The following is an 11,887-nucleotide window of genomic DNA, read 5'->3' on the forward strand; positions in this document are numbered from 1 at the left end:
ATCGCCCTCATCGCCCGCCTGTTCATCACCGCCGCGGCCGTCGCGCTCGCCGCCCAGATCTTCGACGGCATCTGGTTCGACGGGCCCGACAGCGGCCAGCGCGAGCTCGAGGAGAAGATCCTCCCGCTGTTGGTGGTCGCGCTGATCTCGTGGGCCGTCACCGCCTGGGTCAAGCCGGTGCTCACCGTCTTGTCGATCCCGTTCATCCTGGTGACGCTGGGGTTCTTCCTGCTGGTGCTCAACGCGCTGCTGCTCTTCTTCACCGAGTGGGTGGCCGACCTGTTCGACCTCGGCTTCCACGTCGAGGGCTTCTGGACGGCGGTCGGCGGCGCGCTGGTCATCAGCATCACGACCTGGATCCTCGACGCGCTCGTGGGCGTGGGAGACGACGAGTGATGCGACCGAGCGAGCGGCAGCGCCGTGGCGACCGAGCGAGCGCCGGCGCCGAGCGAGGAACGAGCTCGAAGCGTTGAGCGCGAGCGAGAGAGCAAGCCGCGAAGCGGCAGCGAGGAACGAGCTCGAAGCGCTGGCCGCGAGTGAGGGAGCAGGCCGCGAAGCGGCCACCGCTGGCACGCCGCAGCTGCCGCCCCCGCGGGAGCCCGGCTCCTACAAGATCGCGCTCGTCTGCCTGGGCAACATCTGCCGATCGCCGATGGCCCACGTGGTGCTCGCCGACCGGGTCGCCGCCGCCGGCCTCGACGACCGGGTCGAGGTGGTCAGCTCCGGCACCGGCGACTGGCACGTCGGCGGACCGATGGACCGGCGCGCGGCCGCCACGCTGCACGCGGCGGGCTACGACGGCAGCGCCCACCGCGCGCAACAGGTCGTCGCCTCCTGGCTCGACGACTGCGACGTGCTGCTGGCGATGGACGGGCAGAACCTCAGCGACCTGCGGGCGCTCGCCCCGGGGGGCGCTGATTCCGAGCGGGTGCGGCTGTACGGCGAGTTCGACCCCGCGACCCCGGGAGCCGAGGTGCCCGATCCCTACTACGGCGGCGACGAGGGCTTCGCGGAGGTGCTGGCGATGGTGGAGCGCACCGCCGACGTACTGGTGGACCGGCTGGCCGAGGCCGTCAGTCGGTGAAGTCGCGGGCGCGCACCGTCCGCAGGATCGCGTAGGCCTGCTCGCGCTCGGCCTCGTCGAGCGCGCCGAGGCCGAAGTCGATGCCGTTGAGCGCCGCGGTGGCCTCCTTGAGCACCCGCTCCCCCTCGTCGGTCAGCGACGCGAGCACCCGGCGGCGGTCCGCCACGTCGACCGTGCGCTGCACGAGCCCGGCGTCGACGAGCCGGTCGATCGCGTTGGTCACCGAGGTCGGGTGGACCATCAGCCGCTCGCCGATCTTGCTCAGGGCCAGCTGTCCGGTGCTGCTGAACGACAGCAGCACGAGCACCTCGTACCGAGCGAAGGTGATGCCGAACGGCTTGAGCACCCGGTCGAAGTCGGCGAGCAACAGCTGCTGCACGCGCATGATCGAGGTGGCCAGGCGCATCGCGGAGTCGTCGCCGATGCGCTCGGCCCACAGCTCGCCCGCCCTGTCGATGGGGTCGAACGGCAAGGGAGCACTGCTCGTCATGGGCGCTGAGTCTAGGTGCGCGAGTCGAGACGGGCGGGGCGGATGTCAGCGAATTTGATCGGATGTCCTAGTATTTCCTCGGACGTCCAACTAATCGCGCCGTCGCGCGAGAGGGGAGCACCATGACCGCCCTGCACCGCCCGGAGCACCCGGTCCGCATCGTCACGGCGTCGAGCCTCTTCGACGGGCACGACGCCGCGATCAACATCATGCGGCGGATCTTCCAGAGCCAGGGCTGCGAGGTGGTCCACCTCGGGCACAACCGCTCGGTCGCCGAGATCGTCGAGGCCGCGATCGAGGAGGACGTCCAGGGCGTCGCCGTGTCGTCCTACCAGGGCGGCCACGTCGAGTACTTCGAGTACCTCGTCGAGCGACTGCGCGAGCGCGGCGCCGGCCACGTCAAGGTCGTCGGCGGTGGGGGCGGCGTGATCGTCCACGACGAGATCGACCGGCTCGCCAGGTCCGGCGTGAAGATCTTCTCCCCCGAGGACGGCCAGCGGCTCGGCCTGCCCGGCATGGTCAACACGGTCGTCGCCGAGTGCGACGTCGACGTCTGGGCGCAGCGGGCCGTCACCGCCGACGAGGTGCTCGCGGGCGACCGCGCGGCGCTCGCCCGCGCGATCTCGGGCGCCGAGTCGGGCTCGGTCCCCGCCGACCAGCTCGAGCGCCTGCGCGCCGCAGCGGTCGCCTCCGGCGTACCCGTGCTCGGCATCACCGGCACCGGCGGGTCGGGCAAGTCCTCGCTCACCGACGAGCTCGTACGCCGGCTGCGGGTGGACCAGCAGGACAAGCTGCGCGTCGCGGTCGTCGCTGTCGACCCCACGCGGCGCAAGGGCGGCGGCGCGCTGCTCGGCGACCGGATCCGGATGAACAGCCTCGACCTGCACTCCGAGGGCATGGACCGCGACCGGGTGTTCTTCCGCTCGCTGGCGACCCGTGGTGCCCACGAGGTGCCCGAGCACCTCGACGACGTGATCGCGACGGTCAAGGCCGCCGGCTTCGACCTGGTGATCGTCGAGACGCCCGGCATCGGCCAGGGCGATGCGGCGATCGTGCCGTTCTGCGACGTCTCGCTCTACGTGATGACGCCCGAGTTCGGCGCCGCGTCGCAGCTGGAGAAGATCGACATGCTCGACTTCGCCGACGCCGTCGCGATCAACAAGTTCGAGCGCCGCGGTGCCGAGGACGCGATGCGCGACGTCGGCCGCCAGCTGGTCCGCAACCGCGAGGCGTTCGGCTCCGGCCCCGACGACATGCCCGTCTTCGGCACGTCGGCCGCGACGTTCGACGACGACGGCGTCACCGCGCTCTACCAGCACCTCCGCGGACTGCTCTCCGAGCACGGCCTCGCCGTCAGTGAGGGCCGGCTCGCCGCCGTCGCCGGCAAGAAGTCCACCCGCATCCAGCAGGTGCTGCCGCCGGAGCGCACCGGCTACCTCGCCGAGATCGCCAGCACGGTCCGCGACTACCACGCGGCCACGGAGGCGCTCGTCACCAAGGCCCGGCGGTCGCAGCGGTTCGCCGCTGTCGCGGCGGAGCTCGAGTCGGTGGTTGAGGTGCGAGGCGCCCCAGCGCCGAGCCTCGAAACCTCCGACACCGTTCGTCAGCTCGCGACCCAGGCCGAGGCCGACCTCCCGCGCGAGCTGCGCGAGCAGCTGGCCGGCTGGGCCGACGTCGTCGCGTCGTACGACGAGGACGCCGGCCGGACGTCGCTCTCCGGCACCCGGATCCCGCGGGTGGCGCTGCCGGCGTACGAGGACCACGGCGAGCTGGTGCGCTACTGGCGACGCGAGAACCTGCCCGGCTCCTTCCCGTTCACCGCCGGCGTCTTCCCGTTCAAGCGGATGGACGAGGACCCGGCCCGGATGTTCGCCGGCGAGGGCGACCCGTTCCGCACCAACCGGCGGTTCAAGCTCCTGTCCGAGGGCCAGTCGGCGACGCGGCTGTCGACCGCGTTCGACTCGGTGACCCTCTACGGGCGCGACCCCGACGAGCGACCGGACATCTACGGCAAGATCGGCACCTCCGGCGTCTCGGTCGCGACGCTCGAGGACATGAAGGCGCTCTACGACGGGTTCGACCTGCTCGCGCCGACGACGTCGGTGTCGATGACGATCAACGGTCCCGCGCCGACCGTCCTGGCCTTCTTCCTCAACACGGTCATCGACCAGGCGAAGGAGCGCGGCATCGACCCGGAGGAGGCGTTGCGCCGGGTGCGCGGCACGGTCCAGGCCGACATCCTCAAGGAGGACCAGGGCCAGAACACCTGCCTGTTCTCCACCGAGTTCGCGCTGCGCTGCATGGCCGACATCCAGGAGTGGTTCATCGACCACCAGGTGCGCAACTTCTACTCGGTGTCGATCTCGGGCTACCACATCGCCGAGGCCGGGGCGAACCCCATCAGCCAGCTCGCGTTCACCCTCGCCAACGGGTTCACCTACGTCGAGTCCTACCTCGCGCGCGGCATGGACATCGACGACTTCGCGCCCAACCTGTCGTTCTTCTTCAGCAACGGCATGGACCCGGAGTACTCCGTGATCGGCCGCGTCGCCCGCCGCATCTGGGCCGTGGCGATGAAGGAGCGCTACGGCGCGGGCGAGCGCTCGCAGAAGCTGAAGTACCACGTGCAGACCTCGGGCCGCTCGCTGCACGCGCAGGAGATGGCGTTCAACGACATCCGTACGACGCTGCAGGCGCTGATCGCGATCTACGACAACGCCAACAGCCTGCACACCAACGCGTTCGACGAGGCCGTGACTACGCCCACCGAGGACTCCGTGCGCCGGGCGATGGCGATCCAGATGATCATCAACCGCGAGTGGGGCCTGGCGATGAACGAGAACCCGCTCCAGGGCTCCTACGTCATCGACCAGCTCACCGACCTCGTCGAGGAGGCCGTGCTCCACGAGTTCGAGCGGATCTCCGAGCGCGGCGGCGTGCTGGGCGCGATGGAGACCGGCTACCAGCGCGGCCGCATCCAGGACGAGTCGATGCTCTACGAGCACAGGAAGCACGACGGCTCGCTCCCGATCATCGGCGTCAACACGTTCCGCAAGCCCGGCGGCGACGACGGCACCCCCGACCACGTCGAGCTCGCCCGCGCCACCGAGGACGAGAAGCAGTCCCAGCTCACCCGGCTGCGCGACTTCCAGGAGCGCCACGCCCACGACGCGCCGCGCGCGATCGCGCGCCTCAAGGAGGCCGCGACGAGCGGCGAGAACATCTTCGCGGTGCTGATGGACGCGGCGCGGGTGTGCACGCTGGGCCAGGTGACGGAGGCGTTCTTCGAGGTGGGCGGGCAGTACAGACGCAACGTCTGACGCACCAGCCTGACGCGTAGCGTGGGGCACGTGCGAGCCGACGACCTTGGTCATGCCTACGACGGCCCGCCCGTGGCCGAGCGGGTCGTGTCATTGGTGCCGTCGATCACCGAGGCGATCGCGACCGACCGCCGGGAGGCGCTGGTGGGCGCGACCGACTGGTGCACCCACCCGGCGGACCTCGACGTGCCTCGCGTGCGCGGGACGAAGAACCCCGACCTCGCGGCCGTCCGCGCGCTCGCGCCCGACCTGGTGATCGCCAACCGCGAGGAGAACCGCGAGCTCGACGTACGGCGTCTGCGCGACGCCGGGGTGCCGGTCTGGGTGACCGACATCGAGACCGTTCCCCAGGCCCTCGCGTCGCTGACGAGGCTCTACGAGGTCGCGCTCGGCTGGCCGCTCCCGACGTGGCTGGCGGAGGCCGACCGGTGCTGGAACGGGCCGCTCCCCGTGACGCGCGGCCGCGTCGCCGTGCCCATCTGGCGCGACCCGTGGATGGTCGTCGGACCCCGGACCTACGCCAACGACCTGCTGCGCCGGCTCGGCTGGGAGAACGCCTTCGCCGGGCACGAGGAGCGCTACCCGAAGGTGGAGCTCCGGGACCTCGACCGCGCCGACATCGACCTGGTCCTGCTGCCCGACGAGCCCTACGTGTTCACCGAGACCGATGGGCCCGAGGCGTTCGCGATCGCTCCCACGCGGCTCGTGTCGGGGCGGCTGCTCACCTGGTACGGCCCCGCGATGGTCGAGGCGCACGAGGTGCTCGGGGGCTAGACGACGCGCCCTAATAGCTCTCCTGGCTGAGCAGGTAGATGAACCCGGCGCACAGCCCGCCGAGCACGATCAGCGTGACGGCGACGCCGATCAGGATCCCGACGCCCCACGGGCGCGTGGCCTTCTTGAACAGCAGCGGGATCGGCAGCAGGAACGGCAGCACGAGACCGACGATCGCGGCGACGGTGAACGCGCTGTCGTCGTCGTACGCCGTCGACGCGAACACCGCCAAGGACAGGAACGGAATGCCGATCGCGAGGATCGGGCCGACGACGAGCGAGCCGATCAGGTAGCCCAGCCACGGCGAGACGCCCTGGTCGGGCGGCCGGTACGGCGCGCCGTACGGCGGGTCCGGGAACTGGCTCATGGACGCTCCTTCATCGCAGCCACCACACAAGGGCGACGACGCCCGCGAGCACCAGCAGCGTGAGCAGGACGGTGCCCGTGATCCGCTTCCAGCACCAGAAGACGTGGTCGCCGCAGCCACCGTCCGAGGTCGGAGGTACGACGCGCTGGGGCTCGACGATCCGCGGGTCGGTCATCCGTCACCGCCGGTCGCCGTGGAGAGCCGGGTCGCGGCCAGCGGCTGCCAGGCCTGGAGGGCACAGAACGGCACGCACTGGTGGGCGCCGCTCTCTGCGTTGACGCTGCCGACGTGCACGCAGCACTGCGTCAGCCGCTCCTCGATCATCGTGTTCATGTCCATGAAGGGCTTCACGGTCACGCGCAGCACGCGCTCCCCCAGCAGCCTGCGCAGCCGCTGGTGCTGCCCGGGCAGCCTCGACGACGCGAGCGTCGCCAGCGTCCCGATGCCGAGGTCGCAGTGCTGGCAGATGTCCTTCCAGATCGACGTCATCGACGGGTGGCTGAGGCTCGACTGCTCCGACAGCAGGTCGAGCAGCGAGTCGCGCACGACCCCCCGCATCGCGGCGGGGATGGTGTCGTCGGCGATCCGGTTGGCCAGCAGGTCGGGCTCCAGGTCGAGCCACTGCTTGAGGCGGTCGTGCCCGATCAGCGACACCAGCGAGCGCCAGCTGCCGGCGTCGTCCTTGAGGAGGTAGCCCACCGAGCAGCAGTGCGGGTGGCTGCACGGCAGCGCCGTCAGGTCGCGCCAGGTCACCACGCCCGCGGTCTGCTCGTCGAGCCGCGCGAGCACGCCGGTGTGGGTCAGTCGGTCGACCGGGTCGATGCCGCCGCTGCGGCCGCTCTCGAAGACGGGCTGGATCGTCACACCGCCGACGTACGGCGTGTCCAGCGCGCGCTTCACCACGAACCCGATCTCGTCGTCGTTGACACCGAGCGCCGCGGTCATCGTCAGCGTGGTGAAGATGCCACGCGAGGAGAGCCGCGCGATCGCGTCCTCCTTGAACCGGCGGATGTCCGCGCCGCGGTGGTGGGTCGACGCCTCGGCGGACGCGCCGTCGTACTGGAGGTAGACCTCGAGCCGCTCCCGGTGCTTCGTCAACAGGTCGAGGAGCGCGTCGTCGCGGGCGACGAGCAGGCCGTTGGTGTTGATGAGGATCCGCACGATCGGTCGGGCCGCGACCTCGTCGAGCAGCTCGGAAAGATGCGGGTAGAGCGTCGGCTCGCCACCCGACAACATCATTACGTCGATCCGGCCGTTCTCGCGCGACAGCCGGGCGTCGATGTTGGCGAGGACCGCCTCCAGCGGGGCCACGCTCGCCAGCGCCGGCGACGACTCCGCGAAGCAGGTCGGGCACTTGAGGTTGCAGTGGTCGAGCAGGTCCTCGAGCAGGATGCAGGTGTGCTGGGTCTGCATCTCGGGCAGCCCGTCCGCGTACGCCGCCGGCACCGGCGCGAAGTTGCCGAGCAGGTCGGGCGTGTGGACCTTGGTGGGCGCGGTCCACTGCTCCAGGTAGGACAGGATCTCCGGCGACTCGTCGTACAGCGTCCGCACCATGCCGTGGGTCGCGCACCCGCGCTCGAGCCAGACCTTGTCGTCGCGCACGGTCAGCCAGCCGCTGAGCCGTGGCACCTCCGCGAGCGGGCGGTCGGGCTGCTCCTCGTGGCAGAGCGGGCAGAAAGCGTTGACGTAGCGGTGGATGCGGGCGTCCCGCAGCGGCATCCCGGGCCCCCGGCTCATGACGGATCTCCAGCTCCGGAGGTTTCGAGGCTCGGCCGCGGGCGGCCTCGCACCTCAACCACCGGAGCGCCGTACACGCCCCGCCGCCACTGCCACCCGATCCGAGCCAGCACCAGCGGGATCGTGCAGAGCAGGAACAGCTGAGGACGCGTCATCCCCGCCCACACCACCTCGTTGCCGCGCACGAATTCGACGAGGTACCGGAACGTCCCGTACGCGGCGACGTACCAGACGAACGTGGTGCCGGGTGGCAGCTCGCGGTGGCGCAGCCACCACCAGATCGCCGCGAAGGCGGCGAGGTGGAAGGCGATCTCGTAGAGGAACGACGGGTGCCGGGCGACGCCGTCGGCGTGGACGGCCCACGGCAGGTCGGTGGGCGTGCCGGGCAGCTCGGTGAGGAAGCAGCCGATCCGGCCGACCGCCATGCCCAGGGCGACGGCGGGTGCGAACAGGTCGCCGGTGCGGAGGCGGTAGCCGGCGAGCCGCTTGGCGACGTGGACGCCGAGCCAGGCGCCGACGATGCCCCCGAGGACCGAGCGGTTGCCGTAGGCCCACTGCTCCGCGAGTGTCGCGTTCTCCCGCAGGTCGACGTGCTGGAGCCAGGTGCCGAGCCGCATGAAGAGCGCGCCGCCCACGAGCGCGCCGGCCACGACGTAGACGAGTCGCTCGTCGGTCTGTTCGCGGCGCCGCGCCTCGACGACGAACACCGCCGCGGCCACCAGCACGCCCAGTCCCACGAACAGCTCGTGGGCGGGCACGGGGCCGAGCCGCTCCAGCGGCAGGTCGGGCATGCGCGACATCGTGGCACGCCGAGGACGCTCGCGGCAGGAGCATGCGTACCCGACGTGCGTGCGCAATGCTGGGCACATGCGCGTCGCGGTCGTCGGTGCCGGCCTGTCGGGGTTGTCGTGTGCGTGGATGCTGAGCCAGACCGGCCACGACGTGGTCGTGCTCGAGGCCCGCGACCGTGTCGGCGGGCGCACCTGGTCGACCACCCTCCCGAACGGCGTCGTCGTCGAGCGCGGCGGCGAGTGGATCGACGCCGACCAGCACACGATCCGTCGCGTGTGCGCCGTGCTCGGGCTGCCGCTGGCGCCGCACGGCGTGAGGTTCCACCGCCGGCGGGTCGGCGGCGCCGTACCGACCCTGGCGCAGCTGGAGGAGACGCTGACCCGGGTCAGCGCCGAGATCCCGCCCGAGGACTGCTCGCTCGCGGACGCGTTCGAGCGCGCGTTGGGGGACGAGTACGCCGCGAACCCCGCCTTCCTGCGGATCGCGACGTCGACCGCCGGAGACCCCTCACGCGCATCCGCCCGGTTCCACGTCGCCCGCGCCGAGGCGGCGCGGATCGACGGCGCGGCGCGGGTGGTCGGCGGCAACCAGCGCATCTGCACCCTCATGGCCGGGGCCCTCGGCGACCGGGTGCGGCTGCGGACGCCGGTGGTCGCCGTCAGCGCGACGGACGACGGCGCCGCGGTGACGACCGCGTCGGGCGAGGAGCTGGTGGCCGACAAGGTGGTGGTCGCCGTACCACTGGCGCTGCTGGACGAGATCGAGTGGGAGCCCGGGTTCCCCGACCTGTGGCGGGCCGGGCTGAGGGGCGTGCTGACCGGCAGCGCGAGCAAGCTGTCCGTGCCGACCACCTCGACCGGCCGGCCGGACGGCGTACAGCACCCGCACGCGGCGTGGTGGGCGTGGAACTCCCTCGACCCGGCCGGCGACGACGGCGTGGCGGCGGTGTCCTGCTTCGCGGGTGGCGACGACGCGCGCAACGGACTGGCGGTCGGCGCCGGCCCGCACACCTGGACCCGGGCGCTCGCCGAGCTCCGTCCCGAGCTCGAGCTGCGCACGCACGACGCGCTGCTCACGGACTGGCACGAGGACCCGTGGTGCCGCGGCGGTTACTCCTACGTGATGACCGGTCGCCACCCGGCCGCGAACGACACCCTCGGCCAGCCGGTCGGCCCGCTGCTGCTCGCCGGGGAGTACACCGCCGGCCCGGCCTCCGGGACGATGGATGGTGCACTGGCCAGCGGCTTCCGAACATTTCACCTCCTTGCCGCCGGAGATGGTCCACCCTGACGGAATGCGCATCCTCGTCCTCGCCCTGCTGATGATCGTGCTGGGCGCGTTCACGCTCCCGCTCAGCGCCCTGTTCCTTGACGGTTCTGACACGGGAGAGAACCTGATCATCCCCGTCGCGCTGGTCGTCAGCTGCGTCATCGGCGCGGTGCTCGCGGTGCCCGTCCTCGAGCCGGACATGCCGGCCGGGAAGCGCGCCCTCATCGGCGTCGGCCTCGGGGTGCTCGGCCTCGTCGTCGGCGTGGTCGTGTTCTTCCTGCTGCTGAACGGCTTCGACGGCGCCTGATCGCGGGGCCCAGGGCGTCGAATAGGCCGTCCACGGGCGTCACGAGACCCTTCTGGTCGATTTCAGATTTACGTGGTCGCTCGCCGCTTCGGTCGCGGTGCTTGGTTGCCCTACTGCGACGGTTCCAGGCCGTCTGCGGTCGTCGTTCTGTGGTTGCGGTTATGAGGGACACGGCGGTCGGTGGTTGAGGTGCGAGGCCGGCCACGGCCGAGCCTCGAAACCACCGATCCAGGGTGGTCGAGGAGCCGTGTTCAGGGTGGTCGTGTAGCCCGTGCGCGCTAGCGCGCGGGCGTATCGAGACCCACTTCCCGTCCACAGGCAGTGATCGAGAATTCCCTGTCCACAGGCGGGTTTCCGACGTTTCGCGATGTCGGAACCGAGTGCTTGAATTCTCGTATGGATCTCGGGATGGCACCCCTCTTCGACCTCCCGGCCGCACCCGCGGCCGGCACGGTCGACGTGCCGTTGACCGAGACCCCGATCTCCCGCGCCGACCAGCTCCTTCGAGACATCAAGGACAACCGCGCCGGCATCAACGAACGGATGCTCGGCGAGGTCAAGATGATCGCCGAATGGGCCCTCGAACACACCGTCGCCGTCCCGGAGGACGCCTCCACCCTCACCGAACGCGGCCTGGACACCGGGCTCCCGTTGGCGGGTGAGGGCGCACCGTTGATCTCCGACTTCGCCGTCCTCGAGCTCGGCGCCATCCTCGCCCGCGGCATCGACTCAGTCCGCGACGCCGTGGGGTTCGTGGACCAGGCTCGGTTCGCCGACGGGCCGGTGGTTGAGGTGCGAGGCCGCCCGCGGCCGAGCCTCGAAACCTCCGGCCCCCACTGAGGCCACAGGTCGATGCCCTGGGCCTATCTGCTCGAGTGCGCTGACCGCACCTACTACGCCGGCAGCACCGTCGACCTCGACGCACGGATATGGCAGCACAACCACGACGACGACCTCGGCGCGGCCTACACGCGATCGCGACGCCCGGTGGTGTTGGTGTGGAGCGGCGGCTGGTTCGACCGCATCGACGATGCTTACGCGTTCGAGAAACAGATCCAGGGCTGGAACCGTCGCAAACGACAAGCCCTGATCAACAACGAGTGGCACCAGCTCCCAGCCCTCTCCCGCCGCTCCGCTGTACAACGCCGCGAGGCCGAGGCCGACCTCCCCCACCCGCCAGCCCGCTGAGGCGCCGGAGGTTTCGAGGCTCGGCCGCGGGCGGCCTCGCACCTCAACCACCGGCAACCCCCGGTCACCGCGGAGCAGATCCGCGAATGGTGCGAGACCGCGGGGACCATCATCGTCCGGCCCGTCCTCGACGTCGCCGGCTACGAACCCACCGACGCTTATGAGATCGCCGAACGCCAAGCCCGACAGGTCCTGCTGCGCGACCAGACCTGCATCTACCCGCACTGCAATCGTCCCGCCGAGGCCTGCGACCTCGACCACGCCATCCCGAACGCCAAGGGCGGTGTCACGTGTCCCTGCAATCTCGCCCCGGTCTGCCGCGGACACCACCGATTGAAGACACACCGGGCCGGCTGGGCGTATCGGGTCCTCGCCCCAGGCGTCTACTACTGGCGCGGCCGCACCGGCGAACAGTGGCTGGTCACCCCCGGCGGCACCTACGCCCTCGACACCCAACCCTGCCCCGGGCCTGCCAAGCCGACCGACCCGCCCGACGAGTAGCCACCACGCCCCGCACCCCCGCCGAACCCCACCATCGGCGGGGACATCGTGCTGCTTG

14 protein-coding genes are annotated in these 11,887 nt (G+C 71.0%); 9 read left to right on the top strand and 5 right to left on the bottom strand.

Going from position 1 to position 11,887, the window contains the following annotated elements:
- Positions 1–9: 9 nt before the first annotated feature.
- Positions 10–396: a phage holin family protein gene (locus HNR19_RS19230; RefSeq protein ID WP_343047347.1), complete on the top strand. Its 387-nt coding sequence runs from the start codon at positions 10–12 to the stop codon at positions 394–396.
- 73 nt (positions 397–469) lie between these two features.
- Positions 470–1,084: a low molecular weight protein-tyrosine-phosphatase gene (locus HNR19_RS19235; protein ID WP_246303550.1), complete on the top strand. Its 615-nt coding sequence runs from the start codon at positions 470–472 to the stop codon at positions 1,082–1,084.
- Here HNR19_RS19235 and HNR19_RS19240 read toward each other — a convergent pair.
- Positions 1,074–1,574, bottom strand: coding sequence for a MarR family winged helix-turn-helix transcriptional regulator (locus HNR19_RS19240; protein WP_179669410.1), 501 nt, complete (start codon positions 1,572–1,574; stop codon positions 1,074–1,076). The two genes, HNR19_RS19235 and HNR19_RS19240, sit on opposite strands and share 11 nt — an antisense overlap.
- A 122-nt stretch (positions 1,575–1,696) precedes the next feature.
- Between HNR19_RS19240 and icmF the strand changes: the two genes are divergently transcribed.
- On the top strand, positions 1,697–4,894 hold the full coding sequence (gene icmF / locus HNR19_RS19245; RefSeq protein WP_179669411.1) for a fused isobutyryl-CoA mutase/GTPase IcmF: 3,198 nt from the start codon (positions 1,697–1,699) through the stop codon (positions 4,892–4,894).
- Between the two features lie 30 nt (positions 4,895–4,924).
- A complete protein-coding gene (locus HNR19_RS19250) occupies positions 4,925–5,668 on the top strand; it encodes a helical backbone metal receptor (RefSeq protein WP_179669412.1) in 744 nt (247 codons plus the stop codon).
- A gap of 10 nt (positions 5,669–5,678) precedes the next feature.
- Here the strand turns inward: HNR19_RS19250 and HNR19_RS19255 are convergent, their stop codons facing one another.
- The 4 genes from HNR19_RS19255 to HNR19_RS19270 are packed head-to-tail and all read right to left on the bottom strand — an operon-like array spanning position 5,679 to position 8,563.
- Positions 5,679–6,035 (bottom strand): hypothetical protein, encoded by a 357-nt coding sequence (locus HNR19_RS19255; protein WP_179669413.1) that lies wholly within the window; start codon positions 6,033–6,035, stop codon positions 5,679–5,681.
- Between the two features lie 10 nt (positions 6,036–6,045).
- Entirely contained in the window at positions 6,046–6,210 is a 165-nt protein-coding gene (locus tag HNR19_RS19260; protein ID WP_179669414.1) for a hypothetical protein, read from the bottom strand.
- The gene (locus HNR19_RS19265) at positions 6,207–7,772 is read right to left on the bottom strand and encodes a radical SAM protein (RefSeq protein WP_218910319.1); all 1,566 of its coding nucleotides are present in this window, start codon (positions 7,770–7,772) and stop codon (positions 6,207–6,209) included. Before HNR19_RS19265 ends, HNR19_RS19260 begins: the two co-directional genes overlap by 4 nt.
- On the bottom strand, positions 7,769–8,563 hold the full coding sequence (locus HNR19_RS19270) for a prolipoprotein diacylglyceryl transferase (protein WP_179669415.1): 795 nt from the start codon (positions 8,561–8,563) through the stop codon (positions 7,769–7,771). The genes HNR19_RS19265 and HNR19_RS19270 overlap by 4 nt, the downstream gene beginning before the upstream one ends.
- Positions 8,564–8,639: 76 nt before the next feature.
- Here HNR19_RS19270 and HNR19_RS19275 point away from each other — a divergent pair, with 76 nt between their 5' ends.
- From HNR19_RS19275 to HNR19_RS19295, 5 genes are all read left to right on the top strand, one after another.
- The gene (locus HNR19_RS19275; RefSeq protein WP_281366484.1) at positions 8,640–9,854 is read left to right on the top strand and encodes a flavin monoamine oxidase family protein; all 1,215 of its coding nucleotides are present in this window, start codon (positions 8,640–8,642) and stop codon (positions 9,852–9,854) included.
- Between the two features lie 4 nt (positions 9,855–9,858).
- Positions 9,859–10,140, top strand: a complete 282-nt coding sequence (locus HNR19_RS19280) for a hypothetical protein (RefSeq protein WP_179669417.1) — start codon at positions 9,859–9,861, stop codon at positions 10,138–10,140.
- A gap of 408 nt (positions 10,141–10,548) precedes the next feature.
- A complete protein-coding gene (locus HNR19_RS19285; protein WP_179669418.1) occupies positions 10,549–10,980 on the top strand; it encodes a hypothetical protein in 432 nt (143 codons plus the stop codon).
- Between the two features lie 12 nt (positions 10,981–10,992).
- Positions 10,993–11,328, top strand: coding sequence for a GIY-YIG nuclease family protein (locus HNR19_RS19290; RefSeq protein ID WP_179669419.1), 336 nt, complete (start codon positions 10,993–10,995; stop codon positions 11,326–11,328).
- A gap of 333 nt (positions 11,329–11,661) precedes the next feature.
- On the top strand, positions 11,662–11,829 hold the full coding sequence (locus HNR19_RS19295; RefSeq protein WP_179669420.1) for a hypothetical protein: 168 nt from the start codon (positions 11,662–11,664) through the stop codon (positions 11,827–11,829).
- The last annotated feature ends 58 nt before the right edge of the window (positions 11,830–11,887 follow it).

Source organism: Nocardioides thalensis (genome assembly GCF_013410655.1).
Taxonomy (GTDB): domain Bacteria; phylum Actinomycetota; class Actinomycetes; order Propionibacteriales; family Nocardioidaceae; genus Nocardioides; species Nocardioides thalensis.

What these genes read in the sequence shown, in the direction of transcription:
- HNR19_RS19260 (WP_179669414.1), bottom strand. Translation starts at nt 6,210, where the DNA reads ATGACCGACCCGCGGATCGTCGAGCCCCAGCGCGTCGTACCTCCGACC.
- HNR19_RS19280 (WP_179669417.1), top strand. Translation starts at nt 9,859, where the DNA reads ATGCGCATCCTCGTCCTCGCCCTGCTGATGATCGTGCTGGGCGCGTTC.
- HNR19_RS19285 (WP_179669418.1), top strand. Translation starts at nt 10,549, where the DNA reads ATGGCACCCCTCTTCGACCTCCCGGCCGCACCCGCGGCCGGCACGGTC.
- HNR19_RS19270 (WP_179669415.1), bottom strand. Translation starts at nt 8,563, where the DNA reads ATGCCCGACCTGCCGCTGGAGCGGCTCGGCCCCGTGCCCGCCCACGAG.
- HNR19_RS19240 (WP_179669410.1), bottom strand. Translation starts at nt 1,574, where the DNA reads ATGACGAGCAGTGCTCCCTTGCCGTTCGACCCCATCGACAGGGCGGGC.
- HNR19_RS19275 (WP_281366484.1), top strand. Translation starts at nt 8,640, where the DNA reads ATGCGCGTCGCGGTCGTCGGTGCCGGCCTGTCGGGGTTGTCGTGTGCG.
- HNR19_RS19255 (WP_179669413.1), bottom strand. Translation starts at nt 6,035, where the DNA reads ATGAGCCAGTTCCCGGACCCGCCGTACGGCGCGCCGTACCGGCCGCCC.
- HNR19_RS19265 (WP_218910319.1), bottom strand. Translation starts at nt 7,772, where the DNA reads ATGAGCCGGGGGCCCGGGATGCCGCTGCGGGACGCCCGCATCCACCGC.
- icmF (WP_179669411.1), top strand. Translation starts at nt 1,697, where the DNA reads ATGACCGCCCTGCACCGCCCGGAGCACCCGGTCCGCATCGTCACGGCG.
- HNR19_RS19290 (WP_179669419.1), top strand. Translation starts at nt 10,993, where the DNA reads ATGCCCTGGGCCTATCTGCTCGAGTGCGCTGACCGCACCTACTACGCC.